Genomic DNA, 22,736 nt, shown 5'->3' with positions numbered 1-22,736 from the left:
TGATTGCGTCACTTACTGATAAGTATGTCTACAAAGGCGCATTGGTTTGTTTGTGCGTTAGTTTGTCAGTGCGACGGTAGTCGCACTTAAATGATTGATAATATGAGTATATGGGGCAGTAAGAGCACACTGGTCGTCTATCTATCTTTACAGCACCTGACGAAGCAGTCCGGTTGAGACGACGCCTATAATCACTGTCGGCAATAAACTCAGTCGCATCGCGGCTATCAGAGTAATCATTAGTGCCAGTAAATCGGAGGGGCGATCCGACACGAATGAAGGTGCGATAACAGAGATCAACACACAACCGGGTACGTTTTCCAATACTGCCATCAGCTTAGGGTTCAGCGTTCGGTTATGAACCAGTGCGAATCCTAAGACGCGGGTTAAGTAAGTCGTCAGAGCCATCAATAAGATGGTTACCAGAGTTAATGAATCAATGCTGAAGGCATTGGTCGGCAATGCATCACTCATGAGTTGTTACCTGAGCCGTTTGTTCAGCTTTGTTTACTTGATAAATCGAAAACAGCAATCCTGAGATAGCCCCTGCAGCTACATACCATGCGCCAGGAATCAGCAAATAGGTAAGGGCAGCGACCACTAAACTGACAAACCAAGGGCGACAAGCTGAAACACCTTTCCACATGCCTTTCAGCAATACCAGAAACACTGCCGTAAATGCCATGTCGAAGCCAAACTGATCCAAGTCGCCTAAAGCTGGGCCAAGCGCTACCCCCACGGTAGTAAAAATCAACCAGGTTAGATACAAGCCACTTGCTGTACCTAGGTAATAAGGAAAACTGATTCGGGATTGTCCTTTCTTCTTGGCATCGGCAAGCGCCATAGCCCAGCTTTCATCGCACATCAGAAAGAGGCTTGGGAAGGCTTGCTTTCTGCTGAGGTGTTTCATGTAGGGAGCCAAGGCTGCGCCCATTAAAATATGACGGCTGTTCACCAACATCGACATGGTCACGATTAAGAGAATGTGTGGTGGTGAAGTCCATAACCCCATGGCGGTAAATTCAGAGCCGCCGCCAAAGTTCAGACCTGTCATAAGAGGCACTTCTAGAAGGCTTAAACCTTTCGAGCTGGCTTGTGCACCAAGAACCAAAGCTACCGGTACAAAGCCAATCATGACGGGAATCGCGGCTATCAATCCTCTAATGTACTCTCGTTGTTTAATCGCATTTTTTGACGGGTCGTTACTTGGAGTAAAGTCGCCAGTTAGCGTTTCAGGAGCAAGCGCTTCTGGTGTAAAAGGTAGCGTAGCAGTCTCTGTATTCATGACAGTGCACTTATCAAAAGGGTTAAGTTGAAGTGTGAATTATCTGCTAAAGAGAATAGAATTGGCTTGCTTTGTTGCTTTTATAATTAAATAAATTGAAACTAAATTACTAAAATTAACTTTTATTTGGAATCTAATGCTAATGAAGTTGGATGCGATAGATCGACGTATTTTAAGAGCACTACAAAAAGATGGGCGTATTCAAAATAATGATCTGGCCAAGGAGGTTGGTTTGTCTCCTTCGCCCTGTTTGCGGCGTGTGCGGATACTGGAAGACAGTGGCGTGATTGAGCGCTATGTCGCTTTATTAAATGCCAGCAAAGTGAATAAAGGGTTAACCGTGTTTACTCGGGTGTGGTTGAAAGCTCAGGATCTGGACAGTGTTGACTACTTTGCTGAAGAAATTAAGCAATTTCCACAAGTGGTGGAATGTCACTTGATGGCTGGCGATTGTGATTTCTTTTTACGTGTTGTGGCTGCCGATATTGATGATTATCGACGATTCCAGGTTGAGCACTTAACCCGCATTAAAGGAGTTCAGAGTGTGAAGAGTGAGATTCCTATGCAGAAGATTAAATTGACATCTGAGCTTCCGGTCTAAATCTACAGCACGTCTGTTGTTCAAACAGACGATGCTTGTTTTGGAAGTACAGCACTGAGCCCTTTTTCAAAAGGTATGAAAGCAGCAATGAAGAACATGATGGCTGTCACCGTAATACCGACATAACCTTCCACTAAATAACCGTCGATGTTCGCAAGTATTCCTTGCTCATAAAGTAATTTTTCGATCAGGCATATTCCAATGCCTAATCCTAAGAGCGTGTATTTATTGGCATGTCCCTTGGCGCCTAACAGTCGTGCTAACCCGTAGCCCATGACAGGGAAGAACGACCAGATCAAAAACACAATCACTGAAAAGACAATGGTTAGAAAAGGAATACCTGAGGTGTAGATGACCTTCACGACCGAGTAAGTGTTGGCTAATAAGAATCCCAGATAAAGATAGAGCATAGTTCCTCTCTCAACAATTAAACCTGTTAACGCCAAAATTCAGGACTGACTCTTATCTTATGGTTTGTTGCGTATTAGGTATGAATCTAAGTCAATAAACTATGCTGTTTTATAAAGAATCGCAGCTTCATTGGTGTAACTTGGTGAAGAATGATCAAGAGAAGATATTACAAAATATTTTTGCGTCTTTTCTGTGTTTTATACGTCTAGCTATGAATACCTGAGTAATTTTTTAAATAGGGCGTTTCAAATGCTTTCTGAGTGGCAAGATCACAAAACCCATCTTCGGAATTATGTTAGCAAACGAATAGATGATGTTGATGCGATAGATGACATCCTTCAAGAAGTCTATATCAAGGCGAGCACCAATTTACACAAGTTGCAGTCCAAGGGAAGTATCAAAAGCTGGCTGTTTCGAATCGCGCATAACACCATTATTGATTTTTATAGAATGCGTCAACCTTATGATGAACTTTCTGATGACTTGATTGCTGAAGAAGATAATGGTGCTCATGCTCGTAAAGAACTGGCGGAATGTTTGCGTCCATTAATTGATAATATGCCAGATAAATATGGCGTTCCTTTGCGTATGGCGGAGCTAGAAGGTATATCTCAACAAGAAATAGCAGATCGGCTTGGTATATCCCTTTCTGGTGCCAAAAGCAGGGTTCAACGAAGCCGTGTAAAATTTCGTGAGCAATTAATGGCTTGTTGTGATTTTGAAATCGGACAAGATGGTGTAATAGGGTATACACCTAAAGATCCTACTAAATCTCCTAAATGTCCTTCTTAAACTCATTGCATTGTTTTTTCTAGGCACTCTGTTCTGAGAGTGCCTTTTCACTTTCTCATAGTTAATTTAATTCAACTTTTTTGCGTCTTTTTCTTTATATGCCCGTCTTTCATTTGTAAACGGAGGTTTGTGGTGTAGGCAAATGAACACGTGTGGATTGAACTTGGATGAATCTGAAGATAGTTCTTTTTGTCAAGTAAGGAGGAACTTAAAAACTCTCTGTTTAGAGAGCAGCAGTTAGTAATAACCTAATGAGTTAGTGATGAGTATTCTTTGGAAGTTGCGTTCATATATTAAGCAGTTTGCACGTCAATACATAACGGCCATTCTAGTCTTACAGATCGTTGCATTGTTAAACCTGATACCTTCATGGCTGATTGGGCGCATTGTAGACAGCATCAGTAATGGTGAGCTAAATGGTGTGTATTTAGGTGTCCATTTGGTTGGGATATTAATGGCTGCTTTAACAATGTACGGGTTGCGCTACGTTTGGCAAAGTAAGCTATATGGCGCATCAGTTGCCATTTCTTGTGTTATACGCCGAGAACTGTTTCAAAAGTTTTCTTCCTTATCCCCCTCATTCTACTCACACCACAGCACAGGGGATATGATGGCTCATGCTACTAATGATCTGAATGCAGTTGAAGAAGCAACAGGCATAGGAATCATGACTTTAGTTGATTCTCTTATTGCCGGATTGACCGTGATATTAGGGATGATCTTTGTAGTTAGTGGTCAATTGACTATTGTTGCTCTGTTGCCATTTCCGCTGTTGATTTATTTCACTCATCGGTATGGCTCTAAGTTAAATTATGCCTTTTCAGGCGCACAGGCTAGTTTCTCTAATTTGAATGAAGAAGCTCGGGAAACCGTTGCCGGAATTCGTGCTGTGCGTTCTCATGGAATTGCAGCGCGCCAGGAGAAACGTTTCTCTCGAGTGCTTGAGGAATCTCTGAAAACTAATCTGTCCGTAGCCAAGGTAGATGCTGCCTTTGCTCCAACAATTCAGCTTGTGTATGGCTTATCTTTTGCGATCACACTTGCTTATGGAGCATGGTTAGTTGAACAGTCCAGCATTTCTGTCGGCCTGTTTACTACTTTCACTCTTTACCTTGCACAATTATTAGGCCCTTTTCTTCAGTTTGGGTGGCAATTCAATGTCTTTCAGCGTGGGAGCACATCATGGCAACGATTAGAAACTCTTTTTTCTGAAAAAGAAGATATAAAGGACGGTGAGATAACGTTGCCAGATTCTTCTGAAACTAACCTCAACATTAAGATCTCTTCATTTCGTCATTACTTATCTGATCATTACGCATTACAAGATATCGATCTTGCTATTCCTCAAGGAGCCTTGATTGGAATAACCGGTCCGACTGGTAGTGGTAAAAGTACATTACTGAAACTGCTGATGAGGCAATATCCTCTTAATAGCACGTCGAGTGTTACTGTAGGTGGGTATGATATTAAAACCATTACTCTGGATTCCTGGCGTAAAAAAGTTTCGTGGGTGCCTCAAAAGCCATACCTGTTTTCAGGAACGATTGCAGAAAACATAGCTTTAGCAAAGCCTGATGCCTGTGATTCAGAAATTGAGTTCGTAGCTGAAATGGCATCAATCAAATCTGAAGTTGAACGGATGCCTGATGGCTTTAAAACAAGATTAAGTGAAGGTGGTTCCAATCTGTCTGGAGGCCAACGTCAAAGAATTGCATTAGCACGAGCTTTGCTTTCGGATGCAGAAATTTTGCTATTGGATGATCCGTTCAGTGCGCTTGATATGAGAACAGAGCTTAATGTGCGTAAGAACTTGAAAACGCATTTTCAGGCTAAGACCTTAATTTTGGTGTCTCAACGCTTATCTAATCTAAGCGATGCAGATCTTATTGTTGTACTTGATCAAGGCGTTATTTCAGAACAGGGAAGTCATCAAACACTGGTTGCCAGTGAAGGTTGGTATTCAATGGTATATCAACGGCAGAGTAAGTTATCCAAGGAGACATCAAATCAAAGAATAAGCCGTCAAGATAAAGCAACAGCGTTACAAAGGGATGAAAGCCATGCCTAGAAAAGTGCGCATTTCGTCCAGTGAAACAGAAAAGAAGCGGTCTTTGATTTCTCGGTTATTTACCTATTCTTTGCCTCATAAAAGTTGCTTTGTTTCAGCGTTCTTTATGTTATTTGTTGCTGTTGTATCAGAGATGGCAATTCCGTGGTTAGCTAAGGTGATTTTAGATGAAGTTATCGTTCCTCAAAAATTTGATTGGGCTCAACTATTAGGGTTGATAGGTGCTATTTTTGCGTTCTATTGCATTGCATCATGCTTTAGTTATTGGCAGGCGGTTACTTTCCGGCACAGTGCATTATTAGTGGTAAATGACATTCGAAAAGAGCTATTTAGCCACGTCTTAAATTTCCCAATAAAGACATTTGACAGACAGCCTGCTGGTAAGCTGGTTTCCAATATTACAAACGACACAGAATCTATGAGAGACATGTTTGTCTCAACATTTCCAGCCATGGTACAGGGAAGTTTACGCATAATAGCGATCTTTATAGCGATTGCTCTTCTTGACTGGCGATTGATGCTGCTAAGTTTAGCCCTGATTCCTCTTCTACTCATAATAATGCATTTATATCGCCGAATATCGATGCCAATTTTTGATGGGGTTCGAGTTCAAGTAAGTCGAATCAATAGTCAGCTTAATGAATATCTACAAGGGATGGACTTAATACAGGCTTTTCGTCGGGAGGCGTCTTTTCAAGAGCGGTTTGAGAAAGAGAATCGCAGATGGCTTAAGTTCAGATCCAAAGCAATATCAATTGATAGCCTTATGCTGATACCCCTGACTCGATTAGTGGCTACGTTTACTGCTGCTGTAATTGTCGCATGGTTCGCGGTTGAGTCTTTTCACTCAGTCATCGAAGTTGGTACTTTGTTCGCTTTTCTTAGTTATATAGAGCGCTTCTTTGACCCATTTCGACAATTGTCTATGGAGCTTCGAAAGCTACAGGTGGCTACGGTCGGATCGAAACGTGTTTTTGAATTGCTGGACTCAGAGTCAGACCATGAAAAGCACCTCCAATTACCTGTTGAACTGGAGAATTCTCGGAACATCGAATTTCGAAATATTTACTTCAGTTATGATGAGGGAACCCCTGTCCTTAAAAATGTGAATTTTGTAGCCAAAGGTGGTGAATTTACTGCAATTGTTGGCCCTTCAGGTAGTGGTAAAAGTTCCTTAGTAAACCTATTGATGCGTTTTTATGAACCGCAATCCGGAGAAATTCTCATAGGCGGTCAATCACTTTATTCAATCCCTGATATTCAGCTTAGAGAATTAGTTGGGTTGGTATCTCAAGATCCGATCATCTTCAGTGGTTCTATTCTGGAAAACATCGATTTATCAAATCATGTATCGGATTTAAAAACTGCGAGTTATGCCGCGCAGCAGGTCCAGGCAAATCAGTTTATTGAAAAACTAAAAGGTGGTTATAACCACACGCCTGGCCACTCTGGCACGTCCTTGTCGATTGGTGAAAAACAATTGGTGGCGTTAGCAAGAGCACTTTCTCATGATCCTGATATTTTTCTATTGGATGAAGCAACAGCCAACATTGATAGCGAAACTGAAGAGTCAGTTAAACGGGCTATTGAGAAATTTAAAGACGGCAGAACAGTGGTATGTGTGGCTCATAGGCTCTCAACTATTCGAAATGCAGATCAAATTTTAGTTATGAACAAAGGTCAAATTGTTCAAAGGGGGACTCATGATGAGTTAGTTACTCAGATGGGTAATTACAGAGATTTATATCTTGCTCAAAAGGAGCAGGAAGAAAATGTACTTCTCGATAGCTCATTTGGTCTATCCACCTCCACAGTATGAATCCTTAGTTCAAGATAAACACTTAGTTATACCCGCGAATGATTTGAGAGAGATGTAATGACAAATTTTCAGAATGCGCGAATCCCACAGCAAGTAATTGAAGACATCTGCGAATGGACAATCATGCATGGTGTTGCATTCCGCCAAACAGATAATTCAGCGAGGCATTGTCCCTTCAGTATTGCTCCTGTGGCAATTGAAAAGATGACCTTTGACCATTTGAAGAAAGTAACCCCCGTTATAACTCAGTTGATCAGTAATATTTCAGAGGATCATGACTTTTTGCAGGCGTCTTTAAGTGCTGTAGCCAAATCCGATCCGTTTTTTGGGCGCTTAATGGAGCTTCATCAGCAAGTCCATGGAGTCGCTGAAAACAGAATTCCATCAATAAGAAAGCCACTATTAATCATGCGTACTGACTTTATGGATGACCGTCGACAAGGTGCAAAGATTATTGAATTTAACGGTATAGCGGCGGGAATGGCACCTTTTGGTCAACGAGCAACAGAGCTTCATCGCTACATTCAGGATCAGTGGCCGGAAATTTATCAGCATCTGTTGGAAAATAAGGCATCTGTACCTTCGGAAAATCAGGGTTTAAGACAGCTCGCAATTGGTATTGCAACAGCTGCGAGAAAAGTTAGAGAAGACTTTAAGGAACCCGGAAAACCAATCTTTCTTATGGTTGTGCAAAAGAATGAAGACAATGTGTATGACCAGCACATATTAGAAAGTGAGTTACGAACCATCGGAATCACTACAGTCAGACGGACATTTGATGAACTAAGCACACAACTTTCTACCGGAGAGAATTCTCGACTCATTCTTAAGGGGGTAGGTGGAGTTGATGTTGTATATCTTCGCGCTGGCTATCAATACTCGGATTACTGGGCGCCAGAATTAGATGACCTAATATGTTGCCAAACACTTAGCCAGACGAGAATGTTCATTGAACAGCATCATGTTGCTATGAATGCCACGATTAGTCAGCAACTGGCTACCAGTAAAACAATGCAAATGCTACTAACCATCATGCCGCCAGAGCAATTCGAACGTTGGGGATTAGATTTGGATGAAGCACAACTCGTAAAGAGTGTTTTGGCGGATATGAAGCCAATCAATGCAGATACAATTCATTGGTTTGATGAGGAAGCTGTGAAAGAGGAATGGGTGCTAAAAAACCAAGGGGAAGGTGGCGGCCATTGTATATTCGGTGAAGACATCACTGAAAAATTGAAACAGCTTAGCCCTGATGAGTATGGAGCCTGGGCCTTGATGGAACGTTTATACCCTCATGAACGTGAGATCCCGACGATAGCTGTGCGTGAAAGTCACCAGACTCAAATTGATGATCTGGTTAGTGAAATTGGTTTGTTCACCGTGTTTTATCTTGGTCAGCCTGTTACTGAATTTGATGGATATGCAGGTTACTTAATTCGGAGTAAACCCGCGAGTGAAAACGAAGGTGGTATTCACAGTGGCAAGGGGATTTTAGATTCTCTGGTGTTGGTTGATTCTCTTTGATATTGCCGCAACAGAAATTTTTTCTAACAAACAAGCACTGATTTTTGATCTTCTGGGGGAGACGAAAGTGAATAAGTTAAGTGAACAAGTTGAAGTCGCAAACGGTGGATTGGTAGAACGACGAAAGTTTCTAAAAAGTGGAGCAACTTTTTTATCTGTATTGGCTGCCTCATCTGCTAGTTCTGCCGCTCAAACGGACGTATTTGACGATCATCCAAAGCATATGAAAATACCTGGAGTTGCTAGTGAACTTTATGGTGAACCTTCGAAATATGAATCCCATGTGAAGCGCCTTCCTGAACATGTATATGGATCGTCAATCATAACTGCTGCATTTACACCTATAGATCAACTTAATGGAATCATTACGCCGGCTGGCCTTCATTTTGTGGTGCATCACAATGGAATTCCAGATATCGAGCCCAGTGATCATGAGTTTAAAATTCATGGTTTAGTTCATAAGCCGCTTAAGTGGTCGGTTGAATCATTGCTTAATTATCCAATGGTTAGCCGAGTTCATTTTTTGGAGTGTGCAGGTAATTCTGGCCCTAATGTCATCGCGGATGCTCCGATGGATATGACATGTGGTCAAATTCATGGACAGATCTCAGGTTCTTTATGGACTGGTGTGCCTTTAAAATATTTACTAGATGAAGTTGGAATAAAACCTAATGGAAAGTGGGCTATGTGTGAAGGCGCAGACTCAGGTAATCACGTACGTAATATCCCGCTTCAGAAGCTCTATGATGATGCCATTATTGCTTTGTATCAAAACGGTGAAAGAATTCGTCCGGATCAAGGATACCCTATGAGGCTGTTTGTTCCTGGTTATGAAGGAAATATGAACGTTAAATGGCTCCATAGAATGGAAATATCGGATATTCCTTCACAAAGTAAGGATGAACAATCTTTATACGCCGATATAACGGCTGATGAACGAGTAAAGCAATACAGTTTTAATATGGAGGTTAAGTCTGTTATTACCAAACCTTCTGGGAAGCAACAACTTCCTATGTCGGGTTTTTATGAAATCTCTGGATTTGCTTGGTCTGGGCGAGGAAAAGTCCAAAAAGTAGAAGTTTCTGCTGACGGAGGTAAAACCTGGGCGTTGGCTCACTTAGAAGGGCCGATAATGAGTAAGTCTTTAACTCGATTCACCATACCCTGGCGTTGGAATGGCCAGAAAGCGATTATCTTAAGTCGTGCTATGGATGAATATGGCAATACACAGCCTACAAGACAAGAGTGGGTTTCTCGATATGCACGGTATTCACATGGTCACAATAACTCGATTAATGCTTGGCTAGTTTCAAATAACGGAAGAGTGAGTAATTTTTATGTTTAAGTTAAAGCTGGGGCTGAGCTTTTTAAATTTGTTACTCATGTTTTCTTCACAAACTTATGCTTTTGATGAGATTCAGACGAACAGTGGTAAGACGCTGGAGCAGAAGGAAATTGATAGTTGGTCAATAACTGTTTATCCGAATGGTCGTAACCTTCCAGAGGGAAGTGGTAATGCACTTCAAGGTGAAAGGATATATCAAGATAAATGTCTTATGTGCCACGGTCCTAATGGAGAGCAAGGTGTAGCTCCGCGCTTAGCGGGCGAATTGGGCTATCCAGAGTGGAGTAATCATCCCTTGCTTGCACTAACTGTGGGCGCATGGCCTCATGCAACGAGCATTTTTGATTATATAAGGAGGGCCATGCCTCATCAGTCACCTAAGACATTATCAAATTCAGACGTCTACGCCTTGACGGCATATATATTAAGCTTGAATGATCTGATTGAGAAAAGTACTGAGATGAATCGTGAAACGCTTTCTAATATCGTTATGCCCTATAAAACCAAGTCATACAATGCTTGGGAGGTAGAGGAACAAGGTAGATTGAATGTTATTGAGCCTCCTCAAGAATAGAGAAACGCTTAGAGTCTCTTAACAATGAAATCAGTGAACTTCGTAATCAACAGCAAATTGTTGTCAGTCTGTTAGGTAAAGACTCTCTCTTGCGATCCACTAAAACCATGAGCAAAGATCAATGGGTCGAGATTCTTAAAGCCTGTGGCATGACAGAAGATGATATGCACCGTTGGCACATTGAATTCGAACGTAGTTTACCTGAAGCGCATACGGATTTTCTTGAATCGTTGGGGATTGATGATGAGGAAGTAGCGAGGATCAAAGCGTGGTCGAAAGAGTAATTTGGTCTGGGAGCTTCCTTTATCTGCGGGCTTCCTTTAGTTGTAGTGTTGTTCTAGTAGAGGCTCTAGGGAGCCTCTACAGAGTCACAATGGTATTCAACTAATCCCATTCTGATTCAGATGTTTGCTGTATTGCTTATCCGTACCATTGATGTGATTCAACAGCCAATGAGTGAGAAACTCACTGACTTCGTTTAACGAGTCATGGCCTTCGCGTTTGTATTTTTCAACGAAGCTCTCGACCTGGCTGATCATGGTCTGGTGCTGGCGTTTGTGGTTTTCGAGATCCGGGTAGCCGGTTTCTTCCATGTATTTCTCTTCACGTTCAAAGTGGAATTTGGTGTAAGCCACCAGTTCTTCTAACGCTTGGCGTTCAAACTCTGCTTCTGTGTAGTAGTCATACGCTGTTTTGAATTGGTTTAGCAGAGAGATCAACTTCTTGTGGTCGTTGTCGAGGACTTTGACGCCAACACTGTAGTCTTCTTTCCAGACGATGGCGGGCTTCTGGTTCAGTCGTCGGTAGAGCACAGGTGCCAGAATCAACACCAGTAAAAGAATCCACGGAATGGGATTGTTCAGTCCGATCAGGAATCCCAAGCCAATGGCTACGATGATTAAGCCTATCATGCTGGCTACTATTAATGCGCTAAGTCTTTTGTTCATCTCGCTACCCACTTTTATATAGTCTTGCTGAAGAGATTCTTTCCGAATTCGTTTTTTGCTAAAAGCTGTGCTTTTAATAGGTAATTCCACTGTATCTGAGTTGTAATGAGTTATTGCTGATCTGGCTCAAATCGGGCTCCTTCTATCTTTGGCAAAGTACCTTCTTTTCCAGCCCTTAACGTCATTCAGAACTTTCTTTTTAAGTACATTGCTCGTTTTCTCACCAGATCTTTTTTCCGAAGTTGGGTTATGAAATCTTGAACCAAACGCAGAGAAAAGCCGAGTAAAACGCTCAGCTTTTTACTTGATCATTGAGCTAGGTCAATTCGATTCTGATTAAATTAATCGGTTTTTTCTCTATTGATCGAAGTCATTATTTTCTTTCGCATTTCCTTCCATAGTTCACCCAAGCAATCACCGCTGAACACGTCGTTCAGCAATTGCTTTACTGATGATCTCAGTGGTTTAGGTTTTTGAATTTGTTCTTCATAAGTTAAGAGAAAAGCAAGCGGGAATCTAAATGGTTGGGCTGATCAGAACAGAGAATCACCTACAGGAAACAGCCGGAACAGACCTTGAATACGAAGCTGATGAAACCTGTAGAGTGCACCTTGAAAGCACTGGGGAGAAGTGTCCTATGAAAAAGCTTAAGTTTGGATTGTCAGCAATCGGTTTAGCTGTGGGTATGGCAGCAACGGGTATCAGTTTACCTGTTGTAGCAGGCGGCCCATCGTTATCCGAGAAAGACTTTGAAGAGGCTAATCTAATGTACTTCCAGCGTTGTGCTGGTTGTCATGGTGTTCTAAGGAAGGGGGCGACAGGTAAAAACCTTGAACCTAAAAACATGCTGAAGAAGGGTCAGGCTCGTCTTGAAAAGATCATCTCCTATGGTACTGAAGGTGGGATGAACAACTTTGACGATATCTTCACCAAAGATCAGATTTCTAAAATCGCCACCTATATCCAGATGGACCCACCGGTACCGCCTGAAATGTCTCTGGATCAAATGAAAAAGCTAACCAAGCAGTTTGTTCCGCTAAAAGATTATCCGACCAAGCCTTTGCATGGTCGCAACTGGGAAAACTTCTTTGTTGTGATCGAACGTGATGCGGGTAAAGCTGCCATCGTTGATGGTGATACCAAAGAGGTAATCGACCACATCGATACAGGTTATGCAGTTCACGTAATTAAAGGTACTGAGCACCATAAGAAAGATCATGCGAAAGATGTTGGCCGTTTCTGGTACACCATTGGTCGTGATGGCAAGGTAAACAAGATCGACCTATGGCAGAAGCCTGGCAAGATGTTGGTTGCTGAAACTCAGATGGCCTATGACGCACGTGATATTGCAGTATCAGGTGATGGTAAATATGTCATTGCGGGTGGTTACTGGCCAGCGCACTTCGTAATCATGGATGCTGAAACGCTTGAACCGTTGAAAGTGGTTTCTACTCGTGGTTACAACACCAAAGGTGAGTTCATCAACGAAGCCCGTGTTGCTGCTATCTATACCGCACCAAACGAATCTGCGTTCATCGTGGCGGTTAAAGAAACAGGTAAGATGTTGCAGGTTGATTACTCAGACCTTGATAACTTAACCATCACTGCCATTGAATCTGCAGAGTTCTTACATGATGGCTTCTTCGATCCATCTGGTCGTTACTTCCAGATTGCTGCTAACGCATCGAACAAGATGGTAGTCGTTGATACCAAAGACGCCAAACTTGAGCAGATGATTGATGTAGACAAGCTTCCTCACCCTGGCCCTGGTGCTAACTGGATTGATGAAGAATGTGGCCCTGTAGGCGGTACAACGCACTTAGGTGTAGGTCTGGTGTCTGTTTGGGGTAATGACCCAATCAATCATCCTGATCAAGCGTGGAAACTTTGCTACGAAGTTGAAACGGACGGTGCCGGTGTATTCATTCGTACTCATGAGAAATCTGATTACGTTTGGGCGGATCAGTTGAAACATCCAGAGCCAGAAGTTCAACAGTCTGTACAAGTCTTCGATAAGAAAACACGTGAAATTGTGAAAACGATTCGCGTAACGGAAGATGAAGGTAAAGCTGCACTTCATATGGAGTTCAACCAAGACGGTACAGAGGTTTGGGTATCAGTCTGGAACCGTGCGGATGCGAAGAACCCAACAGGTGAAATCGTGGTTTACGATGCGAAAACTCTGAAAGAGAAAACTCGCATTAAAGGCCTGACTACACCAACTGGTAAGTTCAACGTGTTCAACCGTGCGAACCACAAAACTTAATCATCAATTTGATTAATGAAATAGAAGCAAAGCTAGTGCTTCGGAGGAGAGCGGGAAACCGCTCTCCGGAGACTGAGTAATTCTTGTTTAGTCGATGAGTAGTTTGCGTAGTCTCCTTCCTTCCATAAAAAGCACATTAAGAAATACGCAGGAAAGGGCAATTAAAAAATTATAAGCCCTGCTTGGATTCACCCTGGTTAGCGAGTTCACTATGAAAGAACAAAATTCAGCTGAAGAGATCCTACATAAACCGGGTTTAATGAAACGTCGACTCATTCTCGGTACCACCATTGGTGGTGCAGTAGCCTTCTTTATCGTCGGCATCATCTTCTGGGGCGGTTTTAACACGGCCATGGAAGCCACTAATACATTGGAATTCTGCATCGGCTGCCATGAAATGGAAGCCAACGTTTACCAGGAATACACCCCGACGATTCACTACTCGAACCGTACAGGTGTTCGTGCTGGTTGTCCGGATTGTCACGTTCCAAGGCCATGGATTCATAAGATTGTCCGCAAGATTCAAGCGTCTAAAGAAGTGTTCTCTTGGCTAACCGGTAAAATCGACACCAAAGAAGAATTTGAAGAACATCGTTTAACCATGGCGAAAAGTGTGTGGAAAGCGATGAAAGAAACCGACTCTCGTGAATGCCGTAACTGTCACACTATTGAGTCTATGAACCCTGAATATCAGAAACCACGTGCTCGTAAGCAACATATGAATGCGTTTAAAGAAGGTCAAACCTGTATTGATTGCCACAAAGGCATTGCGCATAACAACGTACGTCATATGTTAACGGATGAAGAGCTGGAAACGCTTGAAAAGCCGAATCCTGAATATGTGCGTGAAGTTCCTCAGATGTACATCGATGGCTTAGCTCGTATTGAAGAGAAAGAAGCCATAGAAGCTGAGGAAGAACAGAAGGCTAAACAAGCCGCGAAAGAGAAAGAGCAGAAACGCATTGACAGTGCAGTAGCTGACGCGCTGGACAGCTATAAAGCGGAACTGGAAGCTAAGGCAGCAGCACAAGCTCCTAAATTACTGAAAACTTCTGCGAATCCTCAAGCAAAATCTGCGGCTAAGAAAGCTGAAAAAGCATCAAGCATCAATGTGAATTGGTCTAAAGCTGGCAACCGAGAAATCACGCTATTCTACCCAGGTCAAACCTCGATTGAGTGGATTCAAAACGGTCGTGATCATGGTGGTGCTCGTCCTTTCGTAAAAGGTGGTGATCGCTGTGTAACTTGTCACGACAAAGAAACAGCCGACATGGGCGCGAAGATTGTCAGTGGTGAGAAAGCGGAAGAAACCCCCATTCCTGGTAAGCGTGGCAGCATTGCAGTGAATGTTGACGCAACGCATGATGACGAGTTCTTATACATGCGCTTTAGCTGGGAAAACGGTGAACATGCGCCTGTGCCTTTCGTTGATGGCGGTAAGATGGATCCAGAAAACCCAATGAAATTGGCCTTGATGTTGTCTACGGATGATGTGGAGTTTGCTGATCGTGCCGGTTGCTGGGGAACGTGTCACCATGATGCTCGTGGCATGCCGGATGCGCCAGAAAAAGATGCCTTGGCCGTGAGTGAGTTTGCAAGCCAGATCAACTTAGGTGAAGGGGTTACTAAGTACCTGAAAGAAAGCCGTACCAAGCTTGAGATCAAAGGTCGTCGCGGTAAGAAACGTGGTGGCTGGGACAAACTTAAGTCTGCGGATGAAATCAAAGCTGAACAAGATGCTGGTAAGTACATGGACATCGTTCGCTACAAATCAGGTAAGAATGTTGTAGAAGATGGCCATATCATGGCGGATCGTACTATGACTGGCGGTCAAGGTGCAGAGTTTGATGCCAAGCTGAAAAACGGTACTTGGACTGTGCTTGTGAAGCGTAAGCTGAAGTCTGATAAACCTGGAGACATCTCTCTTGAGAAAGGCAAAGTCTACAACTTCGGGTTTGCAATTCATGATGACTATTCAAACTCTCGCTTCCACCATGTCTCACTAGGCTACAAGCTGGGTATTGGTAACAGCGATGCAGACATTAATGCTGAGAAACAATAAACAGGTATATTCGTAAGAGAGACGGCCAAGGCGATCAGAAGAATAATTCCGGTCCCTTGGCCACAGAATCGCAGAGCACCAATCGGATTGGTATTTACTTTTCAGGTAAGCGTTGAAACGTAATATTTTTAGGGATTTTTTCTTTAATTAAATATAAAGAGACACTTGGTTTTATGATCAAGTGTCATTTTTTGTTTAAGGACTTTTATATTTAAGGAGAGCCTATGAAAGTCTTTGGTATTTTGGCTGGTTTGATTTTTTTATCTCAAAGCCTGGCCGCAGAAACTCACCATGTAGAAATCATAAAATATCAATTCATTCCGCAGCACATTGAGGTAAAGCCCGGTGATACCGTGGTGTGGACGAATAAAGAGAAACGCCAATATCACAGTGTATGGTTCAAACGCTTGAACCCTGAAGAACCTGAGTACTTCTTTCCTGATGAAACCTATACGATGACGTTTAATGAGGCTGGAACCTTTGACTACGAATGCGGACCACACCCGGAAATGAAGGGGTCAGTGAAGGTAAGACATCAGTAGCATTTATTCATAAAGACAGAACAAAACGCACTTCTACTGCATGAGGCAGTAGAAGTGTTGAATTTTACTATTGAGCTTAATATTTAGGCTGCTTCTGTTACTTGTGATTGAGACGCCGTTTGCTTATCAAGTAGGCCACTGAAACGTGTCAAAGCAAATGCAAGTAAGACGACAATTCCGCCAACCCAAGGGGTATTTATTAGACTGGATTGCTCAACAATTAAGCCTCCAGCCCAAGCGCCGAAAGCAATTCCTACGTTGAATGCAGCAATGTTGAGGCCTGATGCAACGTCGACTGCGTTAGGTGTGTAGGTTTCGGCAAGTTTAACAACGTATACCTGTAGACCCGGTACGTTACCAAACGCGAATGCACCCCAAATTAAAATAGTGGCTACCGCTGTAATTGGGTTAACTGCAGTAATACTGAACGTAACCAGAATGACTGCGAGGCCAAAGAAAATCACGCTTAGAGCTTTAATTGGGCCTATGCGATCAGCCATCTTGCCTCCTATGATATTCCCAGTTGCAACAGAGATTCCGTACACCAACATGATGATGCCAATGGTATTGGATTCGAATCCAGTTACTTCTTCCAAAATAGATGCCAGAAATGTAAAGGCAATGAAGGTTCCGCCGTAGCCCAGTGCTGTGATCAGGTACACAAGAACCAGTCTAGGGTTTGTTAGTACAGCCAGTTGTTCAGTCAGTTTAGTGGGCTTTGGCTTTTTTAAGTTATTTGGCACTAAGAATGCGCTGCCAATCATTGCGATGAATCCTAACGTGGCAACTGTAAGAAAGGTGGCTTCCCAGCCAAAAATTTGACCAATATAGGTGCCTATCGGTACGCCTGTTACCAAGGCAACGGTCAGGCCGGTAAACATGAACGCAATAGCACTGGCCGCCTTCTCTTGGGGCACTAAACTTGTAGCAATCGTTGATCCAATAGAGAAGAAAACACCGTGGGCAAGACCCGTCAAAATACGTGCTATAACCAGAGTTTCATAGTTTGGTGCTTGCCACGCGAGCAAGTTGCCAGCCACAAACAGTGACATGACGGATAATAGAACCAGTTTTCGATTCCAGGTTCCTGTCAACGCAGTCAACACCGGCGCTCCGATTGCAACACCGAGCGCGTATAAGCTAACAAGTAAGCCCGCAGAAGGCAGAGTTACGTTTAGATCCTGAGCCATCGTCGGTAATAAACCAACAATAACAAATTCTGTGGTTCCAATAGCAAATGCACTGAGAGCAAGTGCGATTAATGCAATAGGCATAGGGGCTCCTACAAGACAATATTAATGATGCTCTTAGAAAGCCACTGGGTGGCCTTTCTTTGATGGGCAAATTATTGTTAGATATACCTTTGTGATAAATATGGGTTATTGAAAATAACTTTTGTAAAAAGTGGTGGTAATTTGTTGAAATGTCGATCAGATGATTTGGAACTGCTGTTAGCTGTGGTGGATTGTGGCGGTTTCTCTGCAGCGGCAGACAGTCTTGGGATTCAAGTAGCGCGGGTGTCTCGAGCGGTTAATAAAGTTGAGAAACAGCTGTCAGTTACCTTGCTTAACAGAACGACACGTCGAATCGAGTTGACCGCAGAAGGGCGGACGTTTGTAGACAATGTTCGTTTAGGACTTCAGCAGATTCAGCAGGCGGAAGACGATGTTATCAATCGGGGGGCTTTACCGGAGGGGCGTTTAAGAGTCGATGCGGCCAGTCCATTCATTTTTCATCAATTGATCCCTTTGATTGAATCGTTTAAGGCTATGTATCCTGCTATTGAGTTAGAGCTAAGTTCAAATGAGGTCTTCGTGGACTTAATTGAAAAAAAGACAGATTTAGCCATTCGAATCGGCAAGTTAGAAGACTCCACTCTACATGCCCGTGCCTTGGGGCGAAGCCCTCTATATGTAGTGGCTTCTCCTGCTTATTTAGCTAAACGTGGGCTTCCTGATTCTCCGCAGGCATTGAACCAGCACGACATAATCGGCTTTTCCGGTCAGGAATCTCTTAACAAGTGGCCATTGAAAGCTATTGAATCTCTAACGCCAACGCTGGCTGCAACCAATGGAGAGTCGATTAGGCAGCTTACTTTGGCAGGAAACGGAATTGCTTGTCTTTCAAATTTTATGATTCAGCAGGATCTTGAAGAAGGGCGATTGGTTTCCGTGCTTGACGATTTCCGTATAGGAAATACGGATCGAGAATTGATTAATGCCGTCTATTATAAAACTTCCTCTGTAGCTCGACGTATCTCTGCTTTTATTGATTTTATTCAACCTAGGCTGACATTGTGATGGGGGGATAACCCGTAAAATTTGACTATTACTCTATTAAGTCATCGCGATGTTGATACTCTTGACTGCATTAATTGCTTAGATAATTGTTTTGAAAAAGCCCCTTATTAACAAGGAAACACCATGTACCACTTAACTATTGGAAAGAGGTATTGGAAAGGTCAGGAGAACAATAAGGGGCGAAAGCGGTGTGGTTCAGCCCAAAGAAGCAGGGCTGAACCGCGAGTTAGCACTTTGTGAAAACTAGTGTTTAGTGAACATTAGTACTCAGTAAAAATTAGTACTTAGTGAAAGCGGTTTTCAAACAACAACTCTTCCAGTGGAAGCTGACCACCACGAGGATTCGCCGGTGCCGCAGCCTTGCCGATTGCAATCATTAAACCGATCACATGATTCTCTGGCAGACGAATAATGTCTGCCATGGCATCTGCATCAAAACCAATCATTGGGTTGGTGTCGTAACCCATCCCTTTGGCTGCCAACATCATGGTTTGTGCGGCCATGCCTACGGTGCGGAAGGCTTCTTCACGCTGTAGTTGTGGTTTACCTTCGTAGAAGTTTTTCATCATGGGTAGCAACATGTCTTGCGCTTCTTTCGACGCATCGGCCCAGTAGCGCTCTGGGCGATCTTTCCAGGCATCCACATCCGCACAGATGATGATAACTTCAGAGGCATCACCGACCGGTCTTTGGCCCCAGGCGGCGTCTTGAACTTTTAAGCGGGTTTCGCGATCAGTAATGCGAACAAAACGCCAGTGCTGAACGTTGTACGAGGTCGGTGTCAGGATGACGGCTTCCATCAGCTTTTTGAATTCAGCATCGCTCATGACCGCTTCGGTATCAAATTCTTTGATTGAACGACGTTTTTCGATTGCATCAAATAGTTCCATGTTCATTTCTCCACTTAGGTGACTGAGATTAAAAGTTGTTTTAACTATGACGAATCTCAGTCTTGGTTTGTGACGTTTGGTTCGATTTGAGATGCAGTGTATGTCGTTTCTTTGCGTGTGATAATCCTGTTAAATGGAAAACATTTGTTGAGAAAAAGTTGACAGTGGTGCTTCGGTTAGAATTATGCCAACTTAAGAGTAGGGGTATGACTAGGTCATACGTTGTCCCAGTAGGGAATATCGCCACCAAAATTCTCGCTCATAAAATCCATAAAGGCTCTTACTTTTGCGGGCAAGAACTGGCGTTCCGGATAAACTGCATACATGATCTTTCCTGGCATCTCGTATTCAGGGAATAGCTTAACCAGACGTCCTTCTTTGATCTCTGGATTTGCAGCAAAGGTAGGGAGTCGACCAATGCCAACGCCTTGAATCATTGCCTCTCGCAGCGCTTCACTGTTGTTTACCTGATAATTACCAGAGATTTCGATGGCTCGGGTTGTGTTGTCTTTAATGAAATACCACTCGCGCACGTCTTGCGAGTAAGAAAATGCTAAGCAATTGTGCTGTTTAAGTTCTTCCAATCGTTTCGGCATACCGAATTCTTCTATATAGGAGGGCGATGCACACAATACATTCTTTAAATGGGTGAGTTTCCTGGCAACCAAGGTGGAATCTTTCAAATCTCCAAGCCGCAGTGCCATGTCAAAGCCACTGCCAATCAAGTCGGTAAACTCGTCGTCCATCACCAGTTCGAGATTGATCTTAGGATAACGTCTTAAAAACTCGGGGATCACAGGCGCGACATAGAGTCGTCCAAAGGACATAGGAATGCTGATTCTCAGGCGTCCTTGAGGTACACCTTGAAGTTGTGCGACAGCGTCTTCTGCATCTTGTGCTGCTTGGCTGGCGATTCTGGCGTGTTGGTAAAAGTGTTCACCGGCTTCCGTCAAACTGAGTTTTCGAGTGGTTCGATGCAATAGCTTCACGCCAAGATGCTCTTCTAATTGGGTAATTCGTTTACTCACGGCAGATTTTGAAATGCCGAGTTTCTTTGCAGCCGGGGAAAACCCGCCGGTTTCTATTACAGTGACAAATACAGGGTAGGCGCCAAAACTTTCCATGATTGAGAGATCCTGATTACGACGAATATTGGTTATGACAAATATTGCATGATGAATAGTTAACTTTTGGTTAACAGTGTTTGTTCTATTTTACGGATTATGGAAATAAAGGAAACAGAGTAGGCTTATGCAAAATACGACAAATCACTGAAGTGAGGAAGTAATGCAAACGCTTATAAAGGACTCGATACAGGCAGAATCAGAGAATGATCTTCCGATGTCAGAGTCTAAAACGACCGATTCAAACTTTTATGTTCATGCCCTAATGGTGTTGGTGATCGTGCTGGTCGCCACATCCTTTCCAATTGGCGAAGCCATCACTCACGGGTTACCGCCTGATGTGATGATGATGTTGAGGTTCTTTTCTGCGGCGCTGTTATTCGCGCCGTATGTGTTTTTCAAGCATGGTTTCGCACTTCCGCCAATTAAATCGCTGCTTGGATACAGTTTCCTGAGTATACCGCTGGTGACCTGTTTCTGGACCATGTTCGAAGCATTACGCTATACCTCAGCGGTTAATACGGGCGCGATTTACACGATAGTACCAGCGATTACGGCTGTATTCGCTTTCCTTTTTAATAAGGAAAAGGTCAGTGTTCGCCGAAGTATCGGTCTGGTACTTGGAACTGTTGGTGCGCTTTGGATTGTCTTTCGTGGGGATGTTCAGGCGCTTCTAGGGCTTGAACTGAATTACGGCGATTTGATCTTCATGTTCGGTGTGACCTGCATGAGTTTTTACAGCTCAATGATCAAGCGTGTCTACAAAGGCGAACCTATGGTAGTGATGACGTTTTGGGTGATATTAACCGGTGGTTTGTGGTTGCTGATGTTATCCGCGAGTACGTTGAGCAGCATCGAATGGACTGCTGTGGAGCCAAGCGTCTATGCCGGTGTATTGTACTTAGCTATCTTTACGACGTTAGCGACTTTTTTCTTGATCCAATTCGGCACTGTAAAATTAGGGCCAACCAAGGTGGCCGCGTATGGCTTTCTGAACCCCATCTTCGTGTTGATTATGACGGCGGTGATTGGAACTAATGCGTTTGAGTGGTCTTACGTGCCGGGCGTGCTGCTGGTGTTGCTTGCCATGCGATTCATTCAAACGGATAAAGGTGTGAAGACTTAACCTGTCTGACACTGGGAATCACAAAAAAATCCTGTATGCTTTCAGCTCGTTTTTGGAAGATTACAAGGATAGATGATGGCCGGTACAAGCCTGTTAACCTTAATTGATGACATCGCCACTTTATTAGATGATGTGGCTGTGATGTCGAAAGTGGCAGCAAAGAAAACGGCAGGGGTATTAGGAGATGACCTTGCCGTTAACGCTGAGCAAGTCAGTGGAGTAAAGGCCGATAGGGAATTACCTGTGGTCTGGGCAGTTGCCAAAGGGTCGTTTAAGAATAAATTCATCTTGGTTCCTGCTGCATTGGCAATCAGTGCTTTTATCCCTTGGCTGATTACCCCGTTACTTCTACTGGGTGCCTGTTTCTTGTGTTACGAAGGCACAGAGAAAGTGTTGCACTGGTTGTTTCCTCATAAGGAAGAAGATAAGAAAACACACGATGAACTGGTCAATGCCGTTAGCCATAAAGAAGTTGATATGGTGGCCTTTGAACAGAAAAAAATTAAAGGCGCGATTCGAACTGATTTTATTCTTTCCGCAGAAATTGTGGTCATTGCGTTGGGTACCGTTCAAGCGGTCAGTATTCAAATGCAGGCGCTTGTAGTGTCTACCATTGCCTTGTTAATTACGTTTGGTGTGTATGGCTTAGTTGCCGCCATTGTTAAATTAGACGATGCAGGTCTATTCCTGTTGGATAAAAGCGAGCAGCCAGGTGGCAGTAAAATACTAGGCTTATTAGGAAAAGGCTTGTTGAGCTTTGCACCTAAACTCATGAAAACATTAACGATCGTTGGTACTGTGGCTATGTTCCTTGTGGGCGGTGGAATTTTCACTCACGGTGTGCCTTTCCTTCATCACTTCACCGAAGAATCTTCAGCGGCATTCGAACATTTACCTTCCATGGGCTATATCTTAGGGGAAGTAACGCCTATCTTTATCAATCTTGGTGTTGGTATCGTGGTTGGTTTAGTGGTGCTTGGTGTTGTGCATACGGTTCAAAAAGTCAGAGCCCCAAAGACAGCTAACTAAGGTTGATTGAAGTTAAGGTTGATTGAAGTTA

The 22,736-nt window shown here is 43.2% G+C and carries 21 protein-coding genes; 14 read left to right on the top strand and 7 right to left on the bottom strand.

Annotated elements, in window-relative coordinates; genetic code table 11:
- Positions 1–147: 147 nt before the first annotated feature.
- Entirely contained in the window at positions 148–474 is a 327-nt protein-coding gene (locus ACFOEK_RS19365) for an AzlD family protein (RefSeq protein WP_386723134.1), read from the bottom strand.
- Positions 467–1,285: an AzlC family ABC transporter permease gene (locus ACFOEK_RS19360; protein WP_386723133.1), complete on the bottom strand. Its 819-nt coding sequence runs from the start codon at positions 1,283–1,285 to the stop codon at positions 467–469. The genes ACFOEK_RS19365 and ACFOEK_RS19360 overlap by 8 nt, the downstream gene beginning before the upstream one ends.
- A 136-nt stretch (positions 1,286–1,421) precedes the next feature.
- On the opposite strand from ACFOEK_RS19360, the gene ACFOEK_RS19355 reads away from it, so the two are divergent.
- Positions 1,422–1,886, top strand: coding sequence for an Lrp/AsnC family transcriptional regulator (locus ACFOEK_RS19355; protein WP_386723132.1), 465 nt, complete (start codon positions 1,422–1,424; stop codon positions 1,884–1,886).
- Positions 1,887–1,906: 20 nt separating this feature from the next.
- On the opposite strand, the gene ACFOEK_RS19350 is transcribed toward ACFOEK_RS19355, so the two are convergent.
- Positions 1,907–2,296 carry a hypothetical protein gene (locus ACFOEK_RS19350; RefSeq protein WP_386723131.1) on the bottom strand — a complete coding sequence of 130 codons (390 nt, stop codon included), beginning with the start codon at positions 2,294–2,296 and terminating at the stop codon, positions 1,907–1,909.
- A 250-nt stretch (positions 2,297–2,546) separates the two neighbouring features.
- Here ACFOEK_RS19350 and sigZ point away from each other — a divergent pair, with 250 nt between their 5' ends.
- The 7 genes from sigZ (at position 2,547) to ACFOEK_RS19315 (ending at position 10,703) form a co-directional block, all read left to right on the top strand.
- Positions 2,547–3,089: an RNA polymerase sigma factor SigZ gene (gene sigZ, locus ACFOEK_RS19345; protein ID WP_386723130.1), complete on the top strand. Its 543-nt coding sequence runs from the start codon at positions 2,547–2,549 to the stop codon at positions 3,087–3,089.
- Between the two features lie 262 nt (positions 3,090–3,351).
- Entirely contained in the window at positions 3,352–5,157 is a 1,806-nt protein-coding gene (locus ACFOEK_RS19340; RefSeq protein ID WP_386723129.1) for an ABC transporter ATP-binding protein, read from the top strand.
- Complete coding sequence (locus tag ACFOEK_RS19335) at positions 5,150–6,976, top strand: ABC transporter ATP-binding protein (protein WP_386723128.1); 1,827 nt, start codon at positions 5,150–5,152, stop codon at positions 6,974–6,976. The genes ACFOEK_RS19340 and ACFOEK_RS19335 overlap by 8 nt, the downstream gene beginning before the upstream one ends.
- Positions 6,977–7,033: 57 nt before the next feature.
- Entirely contained in the window at positions 7,034–8,500 is a 1,467-nt protein-coding gene (locus ACFOEK_RS19330; RefSeq protein WP_386723127.1) for a glutathione synthase, read from the top strand.
- Entirely contained in the window at positions 8,487–9,845 is a 1,359-nt protein-coding gene (gene soxC, locus ACFOEK_RS19325) for a sulfite dehydrogenase (protein ID WP_386723126.1), read from the top strand. The genes ACFOEK_RS19330 and soxC overlap by 14 nt, the downstream gene beginning before the upstream one ends.
- Positions 9,838–10,419, top strand: a complete 582-nt coding sequence (locus ACFOEK_RS19320; protein WP_386723125.1) for a c-type cytochrome — start codon at positions 9,838–9,840, stop codon at positions 10,417–10,419. The genes soxC and ACFOEK_RS19320 overlap by 8 nt, the downstream gene beginning before the upstream one ends.
- An 89-nt stretch (positions 10,420–10,508) precedes the next feature.
- Positions 10,509–10,703, top strand: coding sequence for a hypothetical protein (locus ACFOEK_RS19315; protein ID WP_386723124.1), 195 nt, complete (start codon positions 10,509–10,511; stop codon positions 10,701–10,703).
- Positions 10,704–10,799: 96 nt separating this feature from the next.
- Here the strand turns inward: ACFOEK_RS19315 and ACFOEK_RS19310 are convergent, their stop codons facing one another.
- Positions 10,800–11,366 carry a bacteriohemerythrin gene (locus tag ACFOEK_RS19310; protein WP_386723123.1) on the bottom strand — a complete coding sequence of 189 codons (567 nt, stop codon included), beginning with the start codon at positions 11,364–11,366 and terminating at the stop codon, positions 10,800–10,802.
- A gap of 637 nt (positions 11,367–12,003) precedes the next feature.
- Between ACFOEK_RS19310 and ACFOEK_RS19305 the strand changes: the two genes are divergently transcribed.
- The 3 genes from ACFOEK_RS19305 to ACFOEK_RS19295 all read left to right on the top strand — a co-directional run bounded on the left by ACFOEK_RS19305 (position 12,004) and on the right by ACFOEK_RS19295 (position 16,236).
- Positions 12,004–13,632, top strand: coding sequence for a cytochrome D1 domain-containing protein (locus ACFOEK_RS19305; protein WP_386723122.1), 1,629 nt, complete (start codon positions 12,004–12,006; stop codon positions 13,630–13,632).
- Between the two features lie 211 nt (positions 13,633–13,843).
- Complete coding sequence (locus ACFOEK_RS19300; protein ID WP_386723121.1) at positions 13,844–15,694, top strand: NapC/NirT family cytochrome c; 1,851 nt, start codon at positions 13,844–13,846, stop codon at positions 15,692–15,694.
- Positions 15,695–15,918: 224 nt separating this feature from the next.
- Positions 15,919–16,236 (top strand): plastocyanin/azurin family copper-binding protein, encoded by a 318-nt coding sequence (locus tag ACFOEK_RS19295; protein ID WP_386723120.1) that lies wholly within the window; start codon positions 15,919–15,921, stop codon positions 16,234–16,236.
- 83 nt (positions 16,237–16,319) lie between these two features.
- Here ACFOEK_RS19295 and ACFOEK_RS19290 read toward each other — a convergent pair whose 3' ends face one another.
- On the bottom strand, positions 16,320–17,510 hold the full coding sequence (locus tag ACFOEK_RS19290; RefSeq protein WP_386723119.1) for an MFS transporter: 1,191 nt from the start codon (positions 17,508–17,510) through the stop codon (positions 16,320–16,322).
- 144 nt (positions 17,511–17,654) lie between these two features.
- On the opposite strand from ACFOEK_RS19290, the gene ACFOEK_RS19285 reads away from it, so the two are divergent.
- Positions 17,655–18,536 (top strand): LysR substrate-binding domain-containing protein, encoded by an 882-nt coding sequence (locus ACFOEK_RS19285; RefSeq protein ID WP_386723118.1) that lies wholly within the window; start codon positions 17,655–17,657, stop codon positions 18,534–18,536.
- Between the two features lie 284 nt (positions 18,537–18,820).
- Here ACFOEK_RS19285 and ACFOEK_RS19280 read toward each other — a convergent pair whose 3' ends face one another.
- Positions 18,821–19,426: a nitroreductase family protein gene (locus ACFOEK_RS19280; RefSeq protein ID WP_386723117.1), complete on the bottom strand. Its 606-nt coding sequence runs from the start codon at positions 19,424–19,426 to the stop codon at positions 18,821–18,823.
- A gap of 215 nt (positions 19,427–19,641) precedes the next feature.
- The gene (locus tag ACFOEK_RS19275) at positions 19,642–20,550 is read right to left on the bottom strand and encodes a LysR family transcriptional regulator (protein WP_386723116.1); all 909 of its coding nucleotides are present in this window, start codon (positions 20,548–20,550) and stop codon (positions 19,642–19,644) included.
- Positions 20,551–20,713: 163 nt separating this feature from the next.
- Between ACFOEK_RS19275 and ACFOEK_RS19270 the strand changes: the two genes are divergently transcribed.
- Both ACFOEK_RS19270 and ACFOEK_RS19265 read left to right on the top strand, forming a co-directional pair.
- Complete coding sequence (locus ACFOEK_RS19270) at positions 20,714–21,676, top strand: DMT family transporter (RefSeq protein WP_386723115.1); 963 nt, start codon at positions 20,714–20,716, stop codon at positions 21,674–21,676.
- A gap of 75 nt (positions 21,677–21,751) precedes the next feature.
- Positions 21,752–22,705, top strand: coding sequence for a DUF808 domain-containing protein (locus ACFOEK_RS19265; RefSeq protein ID WP_386723114.1), 954 nt, complete (start codon positions 21,752–21,754; stop codon positions 22,703–22,705).
- The last annotated feature ends 31 nt before the right edge of the window (positions 22,706–22,736 follow it).

Source organism: Litoribrevibacter euphylliae (genome assembly GCF_042646085.1).
Classification (GTDB): Bacteria; Pseudomonadota; Gammaproteobacteria; order Pseudomonadales; family Litoribrevibacteraceae; genus Litoribrevibacter; species Litoribrevibacter euphylliae.
This window is presented reverse-complemented; position numbering and strand designations above follow the sequence as displayed.